Source organism: Streptomyces sp. NPDC001594, from assembly GCF_042893675.1.
Classification (GTDB): Bacteria; Actinomycetota; Actinomycetes; order Streptomycetales; family Streptomycetaceae; genus Streptomyces.
On the sequence record NZ_JBIAVB010000011.1, the window covers coordinates 96,223 to 115,030 of the forward strand.

General features: G+C 72.0%; 23 protein-coding genes and 1 riboswitch. Of the genes, 1 reads left to right on the forward strand and 22 read right to left on the reverse strand.

What is annotated here, in order from left to right; all coding sequences use genetic code 11:
• Positions 1 to 29: 29 nt before the first annotated feature.
• Positions 30 to 140, reverse strand: a riboswitch (TPP riboswitch).
• Between the two features lie 23 nt (positions 141 to 163).
• From rlmN to rpsB, 6 genes are all read right to left on the reverse strand, one after another.
• Positions 164 to 1,279, reverse strand: a complete 1,116-nt coding sequence (gene rlmN, locus ACFY0O_RS22325; protein ID WP_358892685.1) for a 23S rRNA (adenine(2503)-C(2))-methyltransferase RlmN — start codon at positions 1,277 to 1,279, stop codon at positions 164 to 166.
• Positions 1,280 to 1,414: 135 nt separating this feature from the next.
• Complete coding sequence (locus tag ACFY0O_RS22330) at positions 1,415 to 2,491, reverse strand: phosphatidate cytidylyltransferase (protein WP_388949075.1); 1,077 nt, start codon at positions 2,489 to 2,491, stop codon at positions 1,415 to 1,417.
• Positions 2,491 to 3,048, reverse strand: coding sequence for a ribosome recycling factor (gene frr, locus ACFY0O_RS22335; RefSeq protein WP_388949078.1), 558 nt, complete (start codon positions 3,046 to 3,048; stop codon positions 2,491 to 2,493). The genes ACFY0O_RS22330 and frr overlap by 1 nt, the downstream gene beginning before the upstream one ends.
• A 94-nt stretch (positions 3,049 to 3,142) precedes the next feature.
• Positions 3,143 to 3,922, reverse strand: coding sequence for a UMP kinase (pyrH, locus tag ACFY0O_RS22340; RefSeq protein WP_351884069.1), 780 nt, complete (start codon positions 3,920 to 3,922; stop codon positions 3,143 to 3,145).
• 162 nt (positions 3,923 to 4,084) lie between these two features.
• Entirely contained in the window at positions 4,085 to 4,921 is an 837-nt protein-coding gene (gene tsf / locus ACFY0O_RS22345; protein WP_358892690.1) for a translation elongation factor Ts, read from the reverse strand.
• A 134-nt stretch (positions 4,922 to 5,055) separates the two neighbouring features.
• The gene (gene rpsB, locus ACFY0O_RS22350) at positions 5,056 to 5,940 is read right to left on the reverse strand and encodes a 30S ribosomal protein S2 (RefSeq protein ID WP_388949081.1); all 885 of its coding nucleotides are present in this window, start codon (positions 5,938 to 5,940) and stop codon (positions 5,056 to 5,058) included.
• 250 nt (positions 5,941 to 6,190) lie between these two features.
• Here rpsB and ACFY0O_RS22355 point away from each other — a divergent pair, with 250 nt between their 5' ends.
• Positions 6,191 to 6,709, forward strand: coding sequence for a M23 family metallopeptidase (locus ACFY0O_RS22355; protein WP_388949084.1), 519 nt, complete (start codon positions 6,191 to 6,193; stop codon positions 6,707 to 6,709).
• On the opposite strand, the gene ACFY0O_RS22360 is transcribed toward ACFY0O_RS22355, so the two are convergent.
• From ACFY0O_RS22360 to rpsP, 16 genes are all read right to left on the reverse strand, one after another.
• Positions 6,699 to 7,256, reverse strand: a complete 558-nt coding sequence (locus ACFY0O_RS22360) for a TetR/AcrR family transcriptional regulator (protein ID WP_388949457.1) — start codon at positions 7,254 to 7,256, stop codon at positions 6,699 to 6,701. The two genes, ACFY0O_RS22355 and ACFY0O_RS22360, sit on opposite strands and share 11 nt — an antisense overlap.
• A gap of 81 nt (positions 7,257 to 7,337) precedes the next feature.
• Complete coding sequence (whiG, locus tag ACFY0O_RS22365; RefSeq protein ID WP_358892693.1) at positions 7,338 to 8,174, reverse strand: RNA polymerase sigma factor WhiG; 837 nt, start codon at positions 8,172 to 8,174, stop codon at positions 7,338 to 7,340.
• Between the two features lie 239 nt (positions 8,175 to 8,413).
• Complete coding sequence (gene dprA, locus ACFY0O_RS22370; protein ID WP_388949087.1) at positions 8,414 to 9,571, reverse strand: DNA-processing protein DprA; 1,158 nt, start codon at positions 9,569 to 9,571, stop codon at positions 8,414 to 8,416.
• The gene (locus ACFY0O_RS22375) at positions 9,568 to 11,193 is read right to left on the reverse strand and encodes a YifB family Mg chelatase-like AAA ATPase (protein ID WP_388949090.1); all 1,626 of its coding nucleotides are present in this window, start codon (positions 11,191 to 11,193) and stop codon (positions 9,568 to 9,570) included. The genes dprA and ACFY0O_RS22375 overlap by 4 nt, the downstream gene beginning before the upstream one ends.
• Entirely contained in the window at positions 11,193 to 11,564 is a 372-nt protein-coding gene (locus ACFY0O_RS22380) for a YraN family protein (protein WP_079429995.1), read from the reverse strand. The genes ACFY0O_RS22375 and ACFY0O_RS22380 overlap by 1 nt, the downstream gene beginning before the upstream one ends.
• A 117-nt stretch (positions 11,565 to 11,681) precedes the next feature.
• Entirely contained in the window at positions 11,682 to 11,990 is a 309-nt protein-coding gene (locus ACFY0O_RS22385; protein ID WP_014675276.1) for a DUF2469 domain-containing protein, read from the reverse strand.
• A gap of 55 nt (positions 11,991 to 12,045) precedes the next feature.
• Entirely contained in the window at positions 12,046 to 12,549 is a 504-nt protein-coding gene (locus ACFY0O_RS22390; protein WP_388949092.1) for an NUDIX hydrolase, read from the reverse strand.
• Positions 12,539 to 13,300 (reverse strand): signal peptidase I, encoded by a 762-nt coding sequence (lepB, locus tag ACFY0O_RS22395; protein ID WP_388949095.1) that lies wholly within the window; start codon positions 13,298 to 13,300, stop codon positions 12,539 to 12,541. The genes ACFY0O_RS22390 and lepB (ACFY0O_RS22395) overlap by 11 nt, the downstream gene beginning before the upstream one ends.
• Before the next feature lie 60 nt (positions 13,301 to 13,360).
• Positions 13,361 to 14,257: a signal peptidase I gene (gene lepB / locus ACFY0O_RS22400; RefSeq protein ID WP_358892698.1), complete on the reverse strand. Its 897-nt coding sequence runs from the start codon at positions 14,255 to 14,257 to the stop codon at positions 13,361 to 13,363.
• A gap of 113 nt (positions 14,258 to 14,370) precedes the next feature.
• A complete protein-coding gene (gene lepB / locus ACFY0O_RS22405) occupies positions 14,371 to 15,186 on the reverse strand; it encodes a signal peptidase I (RefSeq protein WP_388949097.1) in 816 nt (271 codons plus the stop codon).
• Positions 15,179 to 15,925: a signal peptidase I gene (gene lepB, locus ACFY0O_RS22410; RefSeq protein WP_388949100.1), complete on the reverse strand. Its 747-nt coding sequence runs from the start codon at positions 15,923 to 15,925 to the stop codon at positions 15,179 to 15,181. The genes lepB (ACFY0O_RS22405) and lepB (ACFY0O_RS22410) overlap by 8 nt, the downstream gene beginning before the upstream one ends.
• 44 nt (positions 15,926 to 15,969) lie before the next feature.
• Positions 15,970 to 16,320, reverse strand: a complete 351-nt coding sequence (gene rplS, locus ACFY0O_RS22415; RefSeq protein WP_079429989.1) for a 50S ribosomal protein L19 — start codon at positions 16,318 to 16,320, stop codon at positions 15,970 to 15,972.
• Between the two features lie 132 nt (positions 16,321 to 16,452).
• Complete coding sequence (gene trmD, locus ACFY0O_RS22420) at positions 16,453 to 17,274, reverse strand: tRNA (guanosine(37)-N1)-methyltransferase TrmD (RefSeq protein ID WP_388949102.1); 822 nt, start codon at positions 17,272 to 17,274, stop codon at positions 16,453 to 16,455.
• The gene (gene rimM, locus ACFY0O_RS22425; protein WP_388949105.1) at positions 17,274 to 17,876 is read right to left on the reverse strand and encodes a ribosome maturation factor RimM; all 603 of its coding nucleotides are present in this window, start codon (positions 17,874 to 17,876) and stop codon (positions 17,274 to 17,276) included. Before rimM ends, trmD begins: the two co-directional genes overlap by 1 nt.
• 81 nt (positions 17,877 to 17,957) lie before the next feature.
• Positions 17,958 to 18,197 carry an RNA-binding protein gene (locus ACFY0O_RS22430; RefSeq protein ID WP_358892703.1) on the reverse strand — a complete coding sequence of 80 codons (240 nt, stop codon included), beginning with the start codon at positions 18,195 to 18,197 and terminating at the stop codon, positions 17,958 to 17,960.
• Between the two features lie 2 nt (positions 18,198 to 18,199).
• Entirely contained in the window at positions 18,200 to 18,637 is a 438-nt protein-coding gene (rpsP, locus tag ACFY0O_RS22435) for a 30S ribosomal protein S16 (protein ID WP_365155469.1), read from the reverse strand.
• Positions 18,638 to 18,808 lie beyond the last annotated feature (171 nt).

Sequence of the window (18,808 nt, forward strand, 5' to 3'; positions counted from 1 at the left end):
AGCGGGGCGCCCGGGCAGGGCGCAACAGCTTGAGGTGGTGACCGAACTTCCTACCCAGAATGACCTGGGCGAGGTTCAGAGGGTCTGCGGCCTGACGGTTACCGCACTCTCAGCGCTGTGGCGCTCCCCTGTCGGAATATGCAGATGATGTACGCGGGCCAGCCTACCGCTCGCTCGCGGCGAGCTGTCCGCACGCTCCGTCGATCTCCTGGCCGCGGGTGTCCCGCACGGTCACGGGCACGCCGTGGCGGGCGATGGCCTCCACGAAGGCCTTCTCGTCCTCGGGGCGCGAGGCGGTCCACTTCGAGCCGGGCGTCGGGTTCAGCGGGATCAGGTTGACGTGCACGCGCTTGCCCTTGAGCAGGCGGCCGAGCAGGTCGCCGCGCCAGGCCTGGTCGTTGATGTCGCGGATCAGGGCGTACTCGATGGAGATCCGGCGGCCGGACTTCTCGGCGTACTCCCAGGCCGCGTCGAGAACCTCGCGGACCTTCCAGCGGGTGTTCACGGGGACGAGGGTGTCGCGCAGCTCGTCGTCCGGGGCGTGCAGGGAGACGGCGAGGCGGCACTTGAAGCCCTCGTCGGCGAACCGCAGCATGGCCGGGACCAGGCCGACGGTGGAGACGGTGATGCCGCGCTGCGACAGGCCCAGGCCGTCGGGCTCGGGGTCGGTGAGGCGGCGGATGGCGCCGACGACGCGGTTGTAGTTCGCGAGCGGCTCGCCCATGCCCATGAAGACGATGTTGGACAGACGGGCCGGGCCGCCGGGGACCTCGCCGTCGCGCAGGGCGCGCATGCCGTCGACGATCTGGTGCACGATCTCGGCGGTGGAGAGGTTGCGGTCGAGGCCGGCCTGGCCGGTGGCGCAGAACGGGCAGTTCATGCCGCAGCCGGCCTGCGAGGAGATGCACATGGTGACCCGGTCGGGGTAGCGCATCAGGACGGACTCGACGAGGGTGCCGTCGTGGAGCTTCCACAGGGTCTTGCGGGTGGTGTCGTCGTCGCAGCTGATGTGCCGGATGACGTTCATCAGGTCGGGGAGCAGCTCCTGCTGGAGCTTCTCGCGCGAGGCCGCGGGGATGTCCGTCCACTCCGCCGGGTCGTGGGCGTAGCGGGCGAAGTAGTGCTGGGAGAGCTGCTTGGCCCGGAACGGCTTCTCACCGATCGCGGCGACCGCCTCGCGGCGCTCGGCGGGGGTGAGGTCGGCGAGGTGCCGGGGCGGCTTCTTGGCGCCGCGCGGGGCGACGAAGGTGAGCTCACCGGGAGCGGGACGGGGGGCCATGCGGTACTCCTCGGTACGACGGGGTGGGGGTCACCCCGCGCGTGCAGGGCCGGTCCGCTGCGGCTCGGCCGCCGGACGGAAAGGGCGCGCCGTGCGAACACGGCGCGCCCTCCAGGATAACCCGGCCCGAACCCGTCAGCCGGTGCCGACGAAGGCCGCCAGCAACAGCCACACCACCGGGGCCGTCGGCAGCAGGGAGTCGAGGCGGTCCATGATGCCTCCGTGGCCCGGGAGCAGCGTGCCCATGTCCTTGATGCCCAGGTCACGCTTGATCATCGACTCGCCGAGGTCGCCCAGGGTGGCGCTGACCGCGACGGCCAGGCCCAGCAGCAGGCCCTGCCACCAGGAGCCGCCGTCGATGAGGAACTCCATGCACAGCGCGCCTGCCGCCATCGCGAAGGCGACCGCGCCGAACAGGCCCTCGCGGGTCTTGCCGGGGCTGATGCGGGGGGCGAGCTTGTGCTTGCCGAAGCGCCAGCCGACGGCGTAGGCCCCCGTGTCGCTGACGACGGTCAGCAGCAGGAAGGTCACCACCCGCTGCGGGCCGTCCTCGGCCGTGAGCAGCATGGCGACGAACGTGGCCAGGAAGGGCACGTAGAACGCCGCGAAGACGCCCGCGGTGACGTCCTTGAGGTAGTCCTCGGGCGGTTCCGTCATCCGCCAGACGAGGACCGCCAGCGCGGTCAGGGGCATGGCGACCCAGGCGCCCTCGGCCCCCCGGACGTAGCCGGCGATGACCATCGCAGCGCCGCCGACCGCGAGCGGGACCAGCGGTGCCTTGATGCCCTTCTTCTCCTGGAGCCGGGAGGTGAGCTCCCACAGGCCGACGACGACGGCGACGACGATCACGCCGACGAAGACGGCCTTCACGATGAACAGCGAGGCGAAGATCACCGCGCCGAGGCCGACGCCGACCCCTATGGCGGCACGCAGGTCCCGCCCCGCGCGCTTCTTCTGCGGTGGGGGCGAGGCGTCCTGCGGTGCCTGCGGAGGCGGGGGCGGGGGGCTGGGCATGGGCTCCTGCAACGGCATCTCGGTACGGAGCGGGGGGCCGCCGGTGAAGGCGGCCCCCCGATCGCGTGCTTCCCGGTCGTCGAACGCACGGCCGGCGGCATCGGGCACGATGGGCATGGGCGCAGTCTGAGGGCCCACCAGCGCATCGTATGCGGGACCCGCCGGTACCGGCTCAGCGGCCCAGGGAGAGTCGTTCATCAGACCTCGAGGAGCTCGGCTTCCTTGTGCTTGAGCAGCTCGTCCACCTGCGTGACGTACTTCGCGGTGGTGTCGTCGAGCTCCTTCTCGGCGCGGCGCACCTCGTCCTCGCCGGCCTCCTTGTCCTTGACCAGCTTGTCGAGCTGGTCCTTGGCCTTGCGGCGCACGGAGCGGATGGAGACGCGGGAGTCCTCGGCCTTGGTCTTGGCGACCTTGATGAACTCCTTGCGGCGGTCCTGCGTCAGCTCCGGGAAGGTCACCCGGATGATGCGGCCGTCGTTGCTCGGGTTGACGCCCAGGTCGGAGTCGCGGATCGCCTGCTCGATGTTGCGCAGGGCGGAGGCGTCGAACGGCGTCACGATCGCCATGCGCGGCTCGGGCACCGCGAAGGAGGCGAGCTGGTTGATGGGCGTGATGGCGCCGTAGTAGTCCGCCACGATCTTGTTGAACATCGCCGGGTGCGCACGGCCCGTGCGAATCGCCGCGAAGTCTTCCTTGGCGACGACGACGGCCTTCTCCATCTTCTCCTCGGCCTCGAGGAGGATTTCTTCGATCACCACGTGCTCCTGCATGTCAGATATGGATGGTTCAGGCGGGGCTGGGCGGAACGGGCCGCCCGGACCGGGCCCCGGAGGGCCCGGTGCGACGGGCTCAGGCCCGGGTGCCCTGGTCGCTCACGAGCGTGCCGATCTTCTCACCCTTGACGGCACGGGCGATATTGCCTTCGGCGAGCAGCTCGAAGACGAGGATCGGGAGCGTGTTGTCGCGGCAGAGCGTGATGGCCGTGGCGTCGGCGACCTTGAGGTCGCGGGACAGCACCTCGTTGTACTCCAGCGCGTCGAACTTCACCGCGTCCGGGTTGGTCTTCGGGTCGGAGTCGTAGACCCCGTCGACGCCGTTCTTGCCCATGAGGAGGGCCTCGGCGTCGATCTCCAGGGCGCGCTGGGCGGCCGTGGTGTCGGTGGAGAAGTAGGGCATGCCCATACCGGCGCCGAAGATGACGACGCGGCCCTTCTCCAGGTGGCGGACGGCGCGCAGCGGGATGTACGGCTCCGCGACCTGGCCCATGGTGATGGCGGTCTGGACGCGGCTGTCGATGCCCTCCTTCTCCAGGAAGTCCTGGAGGGCGAGGCAGTTCATGACGGTGCCGAGCATGCCCATGTAGTCGGACCGGGCCCGGTCCATGCCGCGCTGCTGGAGCTCGGCGCCGCGGAAGAAGTTGCCGCCGCCGATGACGATCGCGATCTCGGCGCCGTCTCGGACCACGGCCGCGATCTCGCGGGCGATGGCGTGCACGACGTCAGGGTCGACACCCAGCCCGCCGCCGCCGGAGAAGGCTTCGCCGGACAGCTTCAGCATGAAGCGGCGACCCTTCTTGTCGTGGTCGCTCTTGTCGTGGGATGCGGTGTGGGGGTCCACGCCCTGATTCATGGAGATCTCCTCGTGCACATACGAAGAAGGCCATTGCCGGTGGGTCCTCGCGGTTCCCTCTGCGGCAATGGCCTCCTCGTCAGATCTGCGGTCGTCCGGCGCAAGCGTGGACGACTGCCTCAGACCCTATCGGGGTCCGGTGTCCGTCGTGTACGGACGGACTCAGATGCCGACCTTGATGCGGGCGAAGCGCTTCAGGGTGACACCGGCCTCGTCCAGAACCTTCTGGACGGACTTCTTGTTGTCCAGCGCGTACGGCTGGCCGAGCAGCGTGGCGTCCTTGAAGAAGCCGTTGACGCGACCCTCGACGATCTTGGCGATCGCGGCCTCGGGCTTGCCCTCGGCGCGGGTGGTCTCCTCGGCGACGCGGCGCTCGGACTCGACGATCTCGGCCGGGACGTCCTCGGCGGTGAGGTACTTCGGCGCGAAGGCGGCGATGTGCTGGGCGATGCCCTTGGCCAGGTCGGCGTCGGCCTTGTCCAGCTCGACCAGGACACCGATCTGCGGGGGCAGGTCGGGCATGGTGCGGTGCATGTAGGACGCGACGAACGCACCCTCGTACGCCGCGAAGCGGTCCAGGACGATCTTCTCGCCGAGGTTGGCGTTGGCCTCGTCCACGAACGCCTGGACGGTCTTGCCGGCCTCGATCTCGGACGCGAGGAGCGCCTCGATGTCGGCGGGCTTGGTGGCGGCCACGTGGGCGGCGAGCTGGTCGGCGACGGCCAGGAACTTCGGGCTCTTGGCCACGAAGTCGGTCTCGCACTTGAGCTCGACGAGCACGCCGGAGGTGGCGTCCTCGGAGATCAGGGAGGTGACGGCACCGTTCTCGGCGGAACGGCCCTCGCGCTTGGCGACACCCTTCAGGCCCTTGACGCGCAGGATCTCGTTGGCCTTGGTGACGTCGCCGTCGGCCTCGACGAGCGCGTTCTTGCAGTCCAGCATGCCGGCGCCGGTGAGCTCGCGGAGCTTCTTGACGTCAGCGGCGGTGTAGTTCGCCATGAGTCTGTGATTCTCTCTCGAAGTCGTAGATCTACGGGTGAACGGCGGAGGAGCGCGCTCGTGGCGCGGCTCCCCCGCCGTCATCGTCCGTGCTGCGAGTGCCCGGCGGATGAACGCCGGGCGCTCTCAGTGGGTCAGGCCTGCTCGGCGTCGGCGGCCGGGGCAGCCTCGGCAGCCTCGGCGGCCGGGGCGGCCTCGGCGGCGGGGGCCTCGGCCGCGGGGGCCTCGGCGTCAGCCTTCTTCTCGCCCTCGAGCAGGTCGCGCTCCCACTCGGCGAGCGGCTCGGCGGCGGCCTTCTCGCCCGGCTTCGAGTCACCGGTCGCAGCGCCGGAGCGGGCGATGAGGCCCTCGGCGACGGCGTCGGCGATCACGCGGGTGAGCAGGGTGACGGAGCGGATGGCGTCGTCGTTGCCCGGGATCTTGTAGTCGACCTCGTCGGGGTCGCAGTTGGTGTCGAGGATCGCGACGACCGGGATGTGCAGCTTGCGCGCCTCACCGACGGCGATGTGCTCCTTCTTGGTGTCGACGATCCAGACGGCGCTGGGAACCTTCGACATCTCGCGGATACCACCGAGGGTCTTCTCCAGCTTGGTCTTCTCGCGGGAGAGGACCAGGAGCTCCTTCTTGGTGAGACCCGAGGCCGCGACGTCCTCGAAGTCGATCGCCTCAAGCTCCTTCAGACGCTGGAGGCGCTTGTAGACGGTGGAGAAGTTGGTGAGCATGCCGCCCAGCCAGCGCTGGTTGACGTACGGCATGCCGACGCGGGTCGCCTGCTCGGCGATGGCCTCCTGCGCCTGCTTCTTCGTACCGACGAACATGATGGAACCGCCGTGCGCGACGGTCTCCTTCACGAACTCGTAGGCGCGGTCGATGTACGACAGCGACTGGAGCAGGTCGATGATGTAGATGCCGTTGCGCTCGGTGAAGATGAAGCGCTTCATCTTCGGGTTCCAGCGACGGGTCTGGTGACCGAAGTGGACGCCGCTCTCCAGCAGCTCCCGCATCGTTACGACGGCCATGGCCATCTCCTTGGTTTCTCGGTTTTGGTTCCTGACGCCCCGCCGCGCCCTGCCCCATGAAGGGACCGAGAGACGCTGTCGCCTGACCGGAACCGGTCGGCGCTGGGGCGTGCGAAGTCGACCCGGTGACCCGGATCGCCACAAGAAGTGTACGGGACCCGGCGGTATGCCGGGTGACGCCCTTGTCCACACCCTTTCGCCCGTCCACAGGCGCGGGCGGGCCGCCGGTTCCGCGCGGGACCCTGGGCGCATGACGACGACACTGCTGCTCACCCTGCTGTTCGCGCTGTCCGGGGCACTGGTCCCGGCTCCCGGCGCGGTCCCCGCCGAGGGGGCCTTCCGGGCGGTCCGGCCCCTGCCGGCGCCGCTGTCCGTCGCCCGCTGGTGGGATCCGCCGCCGACCCCGTACGCGGCGGGGCACCGGGGGGTGGACCTGTCGGCGCCGGTGGGGGCGCGGGTGCGGGCCGTGGGGCCGGGACGGGTCCACTTCGCGGGGCGGGTCGCCGGGCGCGGGGTGCTGTCGCTCACCCTTCCGGGCGGGCTGCGGACCACCTACGAGCCGGTGCGGCCGCTGGTGGCGGAGGGGGAGGCGGTCACGGCGGGGCAGGTGGTGGCGGTGCTCACGGAGGGCTCCCACTGTCCGGGGCCCTGTCTGCACTGGGGGCTGCTGGCGGGCGAGGACGCCTACCGCAACCCGCTGGCCCTGCTCCCCCGGTCCACGCCCCGGCTGCTGCCGTCCGCGCCGGAGCCGTCCGCGATCAGCCGCTGAGGCCGCGCAGGGCCATCGAGACGGCCGTGGCGGTGATGACGGCGGGGTCCTCGGCGGCGCCCAGCTCGATCCGGCGGGCCGCGGCGTCCACGACGCCCTGGAGGAGCAGGGCGGCCAGCCTCGGTTCCGGCTGCCCGAGGGCGTCCAGCGCCTCGCCGATCAGGGCGACGAGGCCGCCGTGCGCGGCGCGGATCTTCTCGCGCGCGCCGGCGTCCAGCTCGCCTGCGGAGATGGCCACCACCGCCCGGTGGCGGCGGTCGCCGACCAGCTCCAGCTGGCTGCGCACGTACGCCTCGATCTTCCCCTCGGGGGTCTGGGCGGCCTCCATGGCCGTCTCGATCTCGGCGGCCCACACGGGGAAGTCCACGGCGCACAGCTCTTCGACGACGGCCGCGCGCGACTTGAAGTACTCGTACACGGAGGACCGGGCGAGACCCGTGCGCTCCGCGAGGGCGGGGAAGGTCAGGGCCTCGGTCCCGCCTTCCGACAGCAGGGAACGCGCCGCGTCCAACAGGGCGCCGCGCTGCATCGACCGGTGCTCGGCCACGGAGGCCGCTCGAATCCTGGGCACGTCACCACTGTACGGAGGGTGCGCAAGCTCCAGGGGCCATCCGGTACCGGGGGCGGCTCAGCGGCCGACGTCGGCGAGTTTGGCGCGCAGCTGGAGCACGGATTTGGTGTGGATCTGGCTGACCCGGCTCTCGGTGACGCCCAGGACGTTGCCGATCTCGGCGAGGGTGAGGCCCTCGTAGTAGTAGAGGGTCACGACGGTCTTCTCCCGTTCGGGGAGGGTGTTGATGGCCCGGGCGAGGAGCCGGCGCAGCTCCCGGTCCTCGGCCACCTCCACCGGGTCGTCGGCGGCGGTGTCCTCCAGGGTGTCCATCAGGGAGAGACGGTCGCCGCCCTCCCCGCCGACGTGCAGCAGCTCCTCCAGGGCGACCACGTTGGCCAGGGACAACTGGCTGAAGACGGTGTGGAGGTCCTCGACCCCGATGCCCATCTCCCCGGCGACCTCACCCTCCGTCGGGGTGCGCCGCAGCTGGGCCTCCAGCGTGGCGTAGGCGCGCTCCACGGCGCGGGCCTTCTGGCGGACGGAGCGCGGGATCCAGTCCAGCGCCCGCAGCTCGTCGATCATCGCGCCGCGGATGCGGGTGATCGCGTACGTCTCGAACTTGATGGACCGCTCGATGTCGAACTTCTCGATCGCGTCGATCAGGCCGAAGACCCCGGAGGAGACGAAGTCGGCCTGTTCCACGTTGGGCGGCAGGCCCACGCTGACCCGGCCCGCCACGTACTTGACCAGCGGCGAGTAGTGCAGGATCAGCTGCTCCCGCAGCCGCTCGTCACCGGAGTCCTTGTATGAGCGCCAGAGCAGCTCCAGGGACGAGGGCTCGGTGGACCGCACGCCGCCACGGGCAGCGGGTGGCACCGAAGCGCGGTCGGACCCTGAGGTGTGCTGGGGCATGCTTCGCCTTTGCCGGAGCGGGATTCCTTGGGAGCGTAGCGTGACGGAAGTGTCGCGGTGCGCGAAGAGTACGGGATGCCGCAGGGGCGCAGGTGCGTCCGGACCCGCGGGGGCGGCCCGGGACCGGCGCCTCGCGCACGGCCCGGGCGGCCGCCTCGGGGAAGACCGCGTCTCTCATCGCCTTCACTCTTTCACCGGAACGCCCCAGGTCAACGACCGCCTCGCCGGACGGCTCCGGATTACGCCCCTCCCTTCGGTCCGGGGCGGGTCAACCACCAGGCGTCGCCCTGCCGTTCGACGAACCCCAGAGAGTGAAGTTCGTACAGTCTGCCGATGACTTCATCGGTGCCGGTGCCCGCGGCGAGGGAGATCTCCTCCACGTCGGCGGGCCGGCCGGCGGGAAGGGCTTCGAGTACCCGCGCGGCCGCGGGGTCGAGCAGGTCGCGGGCGAGGACGGGGCCGCGCCGCACGGGGGCCAGCTCCCCGATGGCGCCGACCAGTTCGATCACCTCGGCGGCGTCGGTGACCAGGACGGCCTCGCCCCGCAGCAGCTCGTGCACCCCGGCGGAGAGGCCGCTGGTGGCGGGGCCGGGGACGCCCATGGTGAGGCGGCCCAGCTGCTGGGCGCGGCGGGCGGTGACCAGGGAGCCGCTGCGCCGGGCGGCCTCGACGACGACGGTCCCCCGGGTGAGGGCGGCGATGACGCGGTTGCGCAGGACGAACCGGCTGGGCGTGGGATGGCTGCCGGGCGGCAGCTCGCCGAGGACCAGCCCCTGGCGGGTGATCCGGCCGAGCAGTCCGGCGTGTCCGCGGGGGTAGACGGTGTCCACCCCGCAGGCCAGCACCGCGGCCGTGGCCCCGCCGGAGGCCAGCGCCCCGCGATGGGCCGCGCCGTCGATCCCGTACGCCGCCCCGGAGACCACCACCCAGCCCCGCTCGGCCAGCCCGGCGGCCAGGGCCTGCGCCATGTGGGCCCCGTACGGGGTGCAGGCGCGGGCCCCGACCACGGCGACGGAGCGCAGCGCCCAGGTCCGCAGGTTCGGCCGGCCCCGCAGCCAGAGTCCGACGGGCCGGGCGTCGCCGAGATCGTCGAGCTGGGTCGGCCACTCCGGCGTGCCCGGGCAGACGAACCGGACGCCCTCCTCGGCGGCCCGTGCCAGGTCCCGCGCGGGCTCCGCGAGCGCCGCCCGTCTGCGGTACCCGGCGAGCCGCTCGGGGCCCGCCCCGGTCAGCCGGCCGGCCTCCGCCCCCTCCGCGGCGCCGGTCAGGTGCCGCATCAGGGCGACGGGGCCGAGCTCCCGCAGCCAGCGCCCGCCGTGTTCGTCGCCCGGCTCCAGGACCCGGGTCAGCGCCGCCCGGGCGAGGAGGGCGGGCTCCGGCGGCCCGGCGGCGCTCACGGCCCCGCCCCCAGGGCCGCCGCCGCGCCGCGGGCGATACCCGTGCGCAATTCCAGCGCCACGGCCGCGTCCAGCGCCTCGGGGCGGTCGCGGCCGCGCAGGTCGGCCACGGTCCAGGCGACCCGCAGCACCCGGTCCAGCCCCCGGGCGGTGAGCAGCCCGCGCTCCATCTCCCGCTCGGCCTGCGCCAGTGCGCCGGGCCCGGCCGGCCAGCGGGTGCGCAGCTCGTGTCCGGGCACCTCGGCGTTGAGCCGCCAGGGGGTGCCCCCGTACCGGGCGGCGGCCCGCTCCCGGGCCTCCCGTACCCGGTCGGCGACGGCCCGCGTGCCCTCGCCCCGGCCTCCCCGTCCCAGCAGGTCGGAGCGGGTGACCGGCTCGACCTCGACCCTGAGGTCGACCCGGTCGAGCAGCGGGCCCGACAGCCTGCCCTGATAGCGCCGGATCACGGAGGAGGGGCACTCGCAGCCGGCCCCGTTCAGGGTGTGCCGGCCGCAGGGGCAGGGGTTGGCCGCGAGGACCATGAGGAAGCGGGCGGGCAGCCGGACCACTCCGGCGGCCCGGGCGATGACCACGTGCCCGGCTTCGAGGGGCTGGCGCAGGGCGTCCAGGACCTTGGCGCTGAACTCGGCCGCCTCGTCCAGGAAGAGCACTCCTTTGTGGGCCAGGGAGACCGCTCCGGGCCGGGGGATCCCGGCGCCGCCGCCGACCAGGGACTGCATGGTCGCCGAGTGGTGCGGGGCGCAGTAGGGGGGCCGGGAGACCAGTGGTTCGCCGGGCGGCAGGATTCCCGCGACCGAGTGGACGGCCGTCACCTCCAGGGAGTCCTGGCGGGTGAGCGGCGGCAGGATCCCGGGCAGCCGTTCGGCGAGCATCGTCTTGCCGGCGCCGGGCGGTCCGTTGAGGAAGAGGTGGTGGCCCCCGGAGGCGGCCACCTCCAGGGCCCGGCGGGCGCCGTGCTGGCCGGCCACGTCGGCGAGGTCGGGGAGGTCCGGGCCCGCCTGCGCGCCCCGGGCCAGGCCCGCCCCGAATCCGGCGCCGGGCAGGAGCAGCCCGGCGAGCATCGGGTCGGGGCGGCCCTCCGTCTCCGGCGGGTCCTCCTCGGGTACCGGCGCGTCGGTCAGCACGGCGATCAGCTGCCGCAGGCTGCGCACGCCCAGCACCGACACCTCCGGGACCAGGGTGGCCTCGGCGGCGCACTGCTGCGGCACCACCACCTGCCGGTACCCCGCCTCGGCGGCGGCCACCACGGCCGGCAGGATCCCCCGCACCGGACGGACCCGGCCGTCCAGGCCCAGCTCCCCGATCAGCACGAGGTCGGCGATCGCCCCGGGGTCGACCACCTCGGCGGCCCCCAGCACGGCAGCCGCCACGGCCAGGTCGAAATGGGCCCCGGACTTCGGCACGGAGGCCGGGCTGAGTCCGACGGTGAGCTTCTTCTGCGGCCAGGGCGCGCCGGAGTTCACCACCGCGGCCCGTACCCGGTCCCGGCTCTCGACCAGGGTCTTGTCGGGCAGCCCCACCAGGGTGAAGGCCGCCACGCCCGGTTCGAGGTCGGCCTGGACCTCCACGACGACGCCCTCGACGCCCACCAGGGCCACCGAGCAGGCCCGTGCGAACCCCATCAGGCGGCCCCCCTGACGTGCTCCACCACGGGCGCGCCGCGCCTGGGCAGCAGGACCCCGACCAGGTCGATCCGCACCCCGCCCGGCGGCGGCCCCCCGTGGTCGGCGAGCCAGCGCCCGGCGAGTCGGCGCAGCCGCTCGGCCTTGCCGGCCCGGACGGCGGCCATGGGGTGTTCGAAGTCCCCCGCGCGGCGGGTCTTGACCTCGCACACGACGAGGGCGTCCCCGTCCCGCGCGACGATGTCGATCTCCCCGCCCCGGCACCGCCAGTTCCGGGCGATCACCGTCATCCCCGACTCGGTGAGCCGCCGGACGGCGAGCTCCTCGCCGTACCGGCCCAATGCCTGTCGTGCCACGCCCTTCGCGTTCATCCGGCACCACCTCCGGCACCGACGATCGCGCGTCCCGGCCCACCGAGTGGATCTTGGTGGAAAACTCCGGGGTTGTGGACGGACCACTCACCCCTGCGGGTGAGGGCCCCGGCCGGATCAGCCGCCCGGCAGTTCGAGGTCGCTCTTGTTGAGCTCCTCGATGTTCACGTCCTTGAAGGTCAGCACCCGCACCTGCTTGACGAACCGGGCGGGCCGGTACATGTCCCAGACCCAGGCGTCGGCCATCGTGACCTCGAAGAACACCTCCCCCTGGACCGAGTGCACCTGCATCTCGTAGTCGTTGGTGAGGTAGAAACGACGTTCCGTCTCGATCACGTACTTGAACAGCCCGACGACGTCGCGGTACTCCCGATAGAGCTTCAGCTCCATCTCGGTCTCGTACTTCTCGAGGTCCTCGGCGCTCATGGCATGTTCCCCTTCAGCCGTGCGTCCCCCTATTGTGCGCCAGCGCCGTGCGCCCCTAAACGATTTCCGGGGGCAGGACCACCGGAGCGTCCGGGGGACCGTCGTCGAGCAGCATCCTCAGCAGCCCGGCGAGCTTGGTCGGGTACACCGTCTCACGGGCCGCGAGAAGTTCCTCGGAGGTCCACCATCTCGCCCCCGTGACGCTGCGCCGTTCCAGCTCGGTGAGCCCGGTCGGCGCGATGCCGGTCTGGGCCGTCCGGGCCAGGAAGTACCACTCGTCCTGGTCCCAGCGCCTGCCGTCGAAGGGGAAGGAGCAGGAGCGGTGCCACAGCACGGGCCCCAGCTCCACCTCGGTGATCCCCGTCTCCTCCGCGAGCTCCCGCAGCGCGGCCTGCTCGCGGGTCTCGTCGCCCTCCAGCCCGCCGCCCGGGGTGAACCACCAGGTGTCGGAGGGGTCGTCCGGCTCGAAGCCGTGCAGCAGCAGGATCCGGTCCTCGGGGTCCAGCAGGATCACCCGGGAGACCTTCCGCGCCGGCCGCGCGCCCGCCTCAGCGTCCACCGGAGCGCCCCCGCCGCCGTCCGCCCCCCAGGACCCGGGCCACCGGCCCGTAGGCGGCCCCCAGGACCACGAGGGCGGCGCCGGCCACCACCGCGCCCACCTGGAGCCGCAGCGGCCCGGGCTGCGAGGTCCCGCCCGGCAGGGCGGCGAAGGCCTGCGGCCGCTCCAGCATCCTCGTGTTCGGCCACGCCAGGGCGTCGACCCGGGCCACGACGGCCGACCGGGGAACCGTCCCCTGGCCGGCGTCCTGGAGGTGGGCCCGCGAGTCCAGGGAGCCCGAGCGCCGGTCGCCCATCAGGAAGAGGTTGCCCTCGGGCACCTTGACCTCGAAGTTCGTCGTCCCCGCGGCCAGCGCGTCGCGCCCGGCCTGGTCCACGTACGGCTCCTCCAGCGGCTTTCCGTTCACGGTCAGGCGGCCGCCCTGCCCGCAGCAGCCGACGGTGTCGCCGCCGACGGCCACGACCCGCTTGACCATGGGCGAGTCGCTCCACTGGGAGTCCTTGAAGACGACCACGTCCCCACGGTGCACCTCGGCGCCGCCGATCCGCTGCGCCAGCACCCGGTCACCGGGCTGCACGGTGGGGACCATGGAGTTCGTCGGGACCGTGTAGGGCTGGTACACCAGCGCGCCCCAGACGAAGCCGCCGAGGAAGAACGCGAAGCCGATGGCCACGGCGATGCCCGACAACGTGTTGCCGAGCCCGCCGCGGCCGTCTCTGCCGCTCGCGCGTATTGCCTGCGTTCCGCCCATTGGTGCGCCCCCATACCCGGAGATGGCCGCCACCCGGCGATGGCCGGCCTGGGCGGCACCCTACCCGGCGGTAGGCGTCTTGGTCAGCCTCCGCCGGCGCCACAGGACGATCGGCACGGCGCCCACGAGGCCCAGGGCCGCCGAGTTGACGTCGGCCACGCCGAGGCCGGAGGCCTGCGGGGAGTGCAGCGGGGCCGGGAGCTGCTTGTCGATGCCCTTCTGGTCGAAGGTGTCCGGGACCGGCAGGGTGGCCCAGCGGGTGACCGGCCAGGCGACGACCACGGCGCGCCCGACGACGTCCGAGACGGGCACGAATCCCTGGGTGGAGTCCTGCATGTGGTAGCGGGAGTCCTGGGAGTTCTGGCGGTGGTCGCCCATCACCCAGATCTTGCCCTTGGGCACGGTGACCGGCCCGAACGGGGCGTCGTCGCAGGGGGTGTTGCCGGGGAAGATGTACGGCTCGTCCAGCGGCTTGCCGTTGACGACGACCGGGCCGCCCCGCTTGCACTCCACGGTGTCCCCGCCGATGGCGATGGTCCGCTTGATCAGGTCCTTCTCCTCGGCGGACGGCATCAGGCCGATCCAGCTGAGGACCTTCTGCACGACATTGGGCTCGGGGGTGGGCTCCCCCTCCAGCCAGTGCGCGGGGTCGTGGAAGACGACGACCTCGCCGCGCTCGGGCTCCGAACCGAACCAGGGGGTCAGCTTGTCCACGAGCACCCGGTCGCCGCGCTGCAGCGTGTTCTGCATCGAGTCGGACGGGATCGAGAACGCCTGGACCAGGAAGGTCTTGATCAGCAGGGCCAGCACCAGGGCGATGCCGATGAGGAGCGGGAGCTCCTTCCAGAAGGAACGGTGCTGCTTCTCCTCCGCAGCCGCCTCGTCGGTCTCGTGCGTGACGGCATCGTCCGGCCGCTCCTCGCCCTCATCGCGTCCGGATCGAGCGCCTACCGCCACATCCCCCACATCCACTCCTCACTCGGAAACGACCGCCCGCGCCGGATCGGGAGCGGGCCCTCCCCTCCCTTAACGAGCGGGAGTTCCCTAAGGCGCGGGAGACCGGGAACACACTATGCGAACGCGGTGCCCCGGCGGCGACGGCCGGGCCGCTGCCGGCGCCCGGCGCGGACGGGATCCGGAACGTCGAGGAAGGTCGCGGGCTGCTCCAGCCGGCGCCAGTGTCCGAACGGCCAGGCGATCACCACGGCCTGTCCCACCACGCCCTTCTCGTCGATGGTGCCCTCGAACGCCTCGTCGAGGTGGTAGCGGGAGTCGGCCGAGTTGGCCCGGTGGTCGCCCATCACGAAGAGGCGCCCGGCGGGCACGTGCACCTCGAAGCGGATGTCGGAGGGCGAGTTCCCGGGTGACACGTAAGGCTCATCGAGCGGACGTCCGTTGACGGTCACCCGTCCCCGGTTGTCGCAGCAGGCCACGGTGTCGCCGCCGATGCCGATGACGCGCTTGATCAGGTCCTGCTCGTCGGCGGAGGGCAGCAGGCCGATGAAGGTCAGGGTCTGCTTGATCTGCTTCACGCCGGCCGGGTCCGGGGCGGGCCGGGCCGCCTCGCCCTTGAGCCATCCTCCGGGGTCCTTGAAGACGACGACGTCGCCCCGTTCGACCTTGGAGCCGAACCACGGGGTCAGCTTGTCCACCAGCACCCGGTCGCCGATCCGGATCGTCTGCTCCATCGAGCCGGACGGGATGAAGAACGCCTGGACCAGGAAGGTCTTGAGGAGCAGGGCTATGCACAGGGCCACCGCCACCAGCAGCGGCAGCTCGCCGACCCGCCGGGTGCGCCTGCGCCGGCGCTGCTTGCGCGCCAGCCGGCGCCGCTGGGCCCGTCCGCCGCCCTCCGCCGGCTCCGCCGGGCGCCCCCGGCTACCCACGCGGGCCCCCGGTGGCGGGCGCCGGGGGCAGCGAGCCCCAGCGGGACACCGGCCAGCCGATCCAGTCGGCCCGCCCGATGACCTTCTCCACCGGCACCATCCCCCCGCCCGGCTCGCCCAGGTGGTCGCGCGAGTCCCGGGACTGGGAACGGTGGTCGCCCATGACCCACAGGGTCCCCAGCGGGACCACGATCCGGAACGGCACCTCCGAGGGGGCGTCCCCGGGGTACAGGTACGGCTCCGCCACCGACACCCCGTTGACCTGGATCCGGCCGCCCGCGTCGCAGCACACCACGTCGTCCCCGCCGACCCCCACGACCCGCTTCACGAAGTCGGTGTCGGCGGGCTCCGCGAGCCCCAGCGCCGAGGCGGCCCCGTGCAGGGCGTCGCCGACCGGGTTGCCGCGGGCGGGTTCCCGTACGAAGGACCCGGTGCCGTCGAAGACCACCACGTCCCCGCGCTGCGGCACCGCGCCGAAACGGTACGCCAGCTTGTTCACCAGGATCCGGTCGCCGACCTTCAGGGTCGGCTGCATCGAGCGGCTCGGGATCAGGAAGGGCTGGACCACGAAGTTGCTGATCAGTAGCAGGAAGACCGCACAGACCACGCCGAGCGCCCCGGCCCGGCGCCAGGGCGTCCGCAGAAGGGCGCGTGCCCTGGAAACAGCAGAGCGCGGCCGCTCCTCCCCCGGTGCGGGGGAGGAGCGGCCGCGCTGTGTGAGCTCTGCTTCGGTGTCCATCGGGGTGGAGCCTATCCGGCCTTCCCGTGGACCCGGAGAGGAGATCAGCGGTCGCGCTTCTCCTTGATCTTCGCGGCCTTGCCGCGGAGCTCACGGAGGAAGTACAGCTTGGCGCGACGCACGTCACCGCGGGTGACGAGCTCGATCTTCTCGAAGATCGGGGAGTGGACCGGGAAGGTACGCTCCACGCCGACGCTGAAGGAGACCTTGCGGACCGTGAAGGTCTCCGACACGCCGGAGCCCTGGCGGCGGATGACAACACCCTTGAACTGCTGGATACGGGAGCGGTTGCCCTCGATCACGCGGACGTGCACGTTGATCGTGTCACCCGGGCGGAAGGCCGGGACGTCCGTACGCAGGGAGGCGGAGTTGACGCCATCGAGCAGGTGAGACATGAGTTCGTCTGCTTTCTTCGCACGACGCCACAGGTCGCCGGTGCGGATTTCCGTAGAGAATTCGAGAGCCGTGTCACCCGGCGGACGACGATCCCCCTGTGGCAGGGGCGCCCGCGAGCACACAGCAGCCGCCTATTCTTCCACGGCCTCCGGCCTGCGCCAAAATCGGCCGTCTCCGGACGGTTTCCAGCCCAGGATGCTCAGGATCTCGCGGTCCTTCTTGTCGAAGGCGGAGGCCTCGCAGCGCTCGATCAGGTCGGGCCGGTTCTCCGCGGTGCGGCGGAACGCCTCGTCCCGGCGCCAGCGGGCGATCTTCCCGTGGTGGCCGCTGAGCAGCACCTCCGGGATCTCCCGCCCGCGCCACTGCGGGGGCTTGGTGTAGACGGGGCCTTCCAGCAGGTTGGCCATCTCGCCGGGGGCGAAGGAGTCGTCGCGGTGCGATTCGGCGTTGCCGAGGACCCCGGGGAGCAGCCGGGCCACGGCCTCGGTGACGACCAGGACGGCCGCCTCGCCGCCCGCCAGCACGTAGTCGCCGATGGAGACCTCGTAGACGGGCATGCGGGTCGCGTACTCGTCCATGACGCGGCGGTCGATGCCCTCGTACCGGGCCGGGGTGAAGATCAGCCACGGCCGCTCGGAGAGCTCGACGGCCAGTTCCTGGGTGAAGGGCCGGCCGCTGGGGGTGGGGACGACCAGGACGGGGCCGTGCGCGCCGGACTCGTAGCCGTCGGCCAGGGCCGCGTCCAGGGCCTCACCCCACGGCTCGGTCTTCATGACCATGCCGGGGCCGCCGCCGTACGGGGTGTCGTCGACCGTGTTGTGCCGGTCGTACGTCCAGTCGCGCAGGTCGTGCACGTGGACGTCGAGCTGCCCGCGGGCCCGTGCCTTGCCGACGAGGGAGACGTTCAGGGGCTCCAGGTACTCGGGGAAGATCGTGACGACGTCGAGCCGCATCAGGCGTCGTCCCCGGACTTCCCGGCCTCGGCGGACGTCGCGGCCTCGGCGGCGTCGGCCGCCTCCGCGTCGCGCGCGGAGGCGATCTCGGCGCCGTCGTCGATCAGCCCCGGCGGCGGGGTGATGACGCAGCGCTGCCCCTCCAGGTCGATCTCCGCGACGATCTCCTCGACGAAGGGGATCATCACCTCGGAGCCGTCCGGGCGCTCGACGATGAAGAGGTCCTGCGAGGGCAGGTGGGAGATCTCGGTGATCCGGCCGATCTCGGTGCCGTCCTCCAGCACCACGTCCAGGTCCATCAGCTGGTGGTCGTAGTACTCGTCCTCCTCCTCCGGCAGCTCCGTGGGGTCCACGTCCGCGATGAGGAGGGTGTTGCGCAGCCCCTCGGCCGCGGTGCGGTCCTTGACCCCCGCGAACCGCAGCATGAGCCGGCCGCTGTGCACCCGGCCCGTCTCGATGGTCAGGGGACCCACCGACGCCGGGTCGGTGCGGAGCACGGCGCCGGGGCTGAGCCGCAGCTCGGGCTCGTCCGTGCGCACCTCGACGGTGACCTCACCCTTGATCCCGTGGGCGCGGCCGATCCGCGCGACTACGAGCTCCACTCTGTGCCTCTCCTGTTCAGACGACGACGGGCCGGGGCGGGCACGTATGCCCTCCCCGGCCCGTGCCGGTGATTCAACTGCTCAGCGGACCTGGTCCACGTCGACGAGGTCGACGCGGATCCCCCGCCCGCCGATGGCGCCCACGACGGTACGCAGTGCACGCGCGGTGCGGCCGTTGCGGCCGATCACCTTCCCGAGGTCTTCGGGGTGCACCCGGACCTCGAGCACCTGCCCGCGCCGCAGGTTGCGCGAGGCGACCTGCACGTCGTCGGGGTTCTCCACAATGCCCTTTACGAGGTGCTCAAGAGCCTCCTCGAGCATGCTCAGGCCTCGGTCGACTCGGCGGCGGCCTCAGCCTCGTCCGCCTTCTTGTCGGCCTTCTTCTTCTGCGTGATGGCCTCGCCCTTGGCCTCGCCGATGCCCTCGAGGGCCTTGGCGAACTCGTCGAAGGAACGACGCTTGTCTTCCTTCGTCGCCGGCTGCAGCAGCGGCGCGGGGGCCGGGAGGCCCTTGTGCGCCTGCCAGTCACCGGTGAGCTTCAGGATGGCGAGAACGGCGTCGGTGGGCTGGGCGCCCACGGAGAGCCAGTACTGCGCGCGCTCGGCGTTGACCTCGATGCGCGAGGGGTTGTACGTCGGCTGGTAGATGCCGATCTCCTCGATCGCGCGGCCGTCCCGGCGGGTGCGGGCGTCGGCGACGACGATGCGGTAGTGAGGGGAGCGGATCTTACCGAGGCGCTTGAGCTTGATCTTGACTGCCACTGGAGTGGTGTCTCCTGAACTTGACGTGGTTGGGCACTTGAGATGCCACGTGGGGTTGCGGTACTCGGGTGCCCGATGGACGCGTCAGCCGGAGGAGAGAGGGGTCCTATGCGACTGTCGAGTACAGCTGCCCATTGTGCCACATGCCTGCGGCGCCTCCGAGCGGAGAGG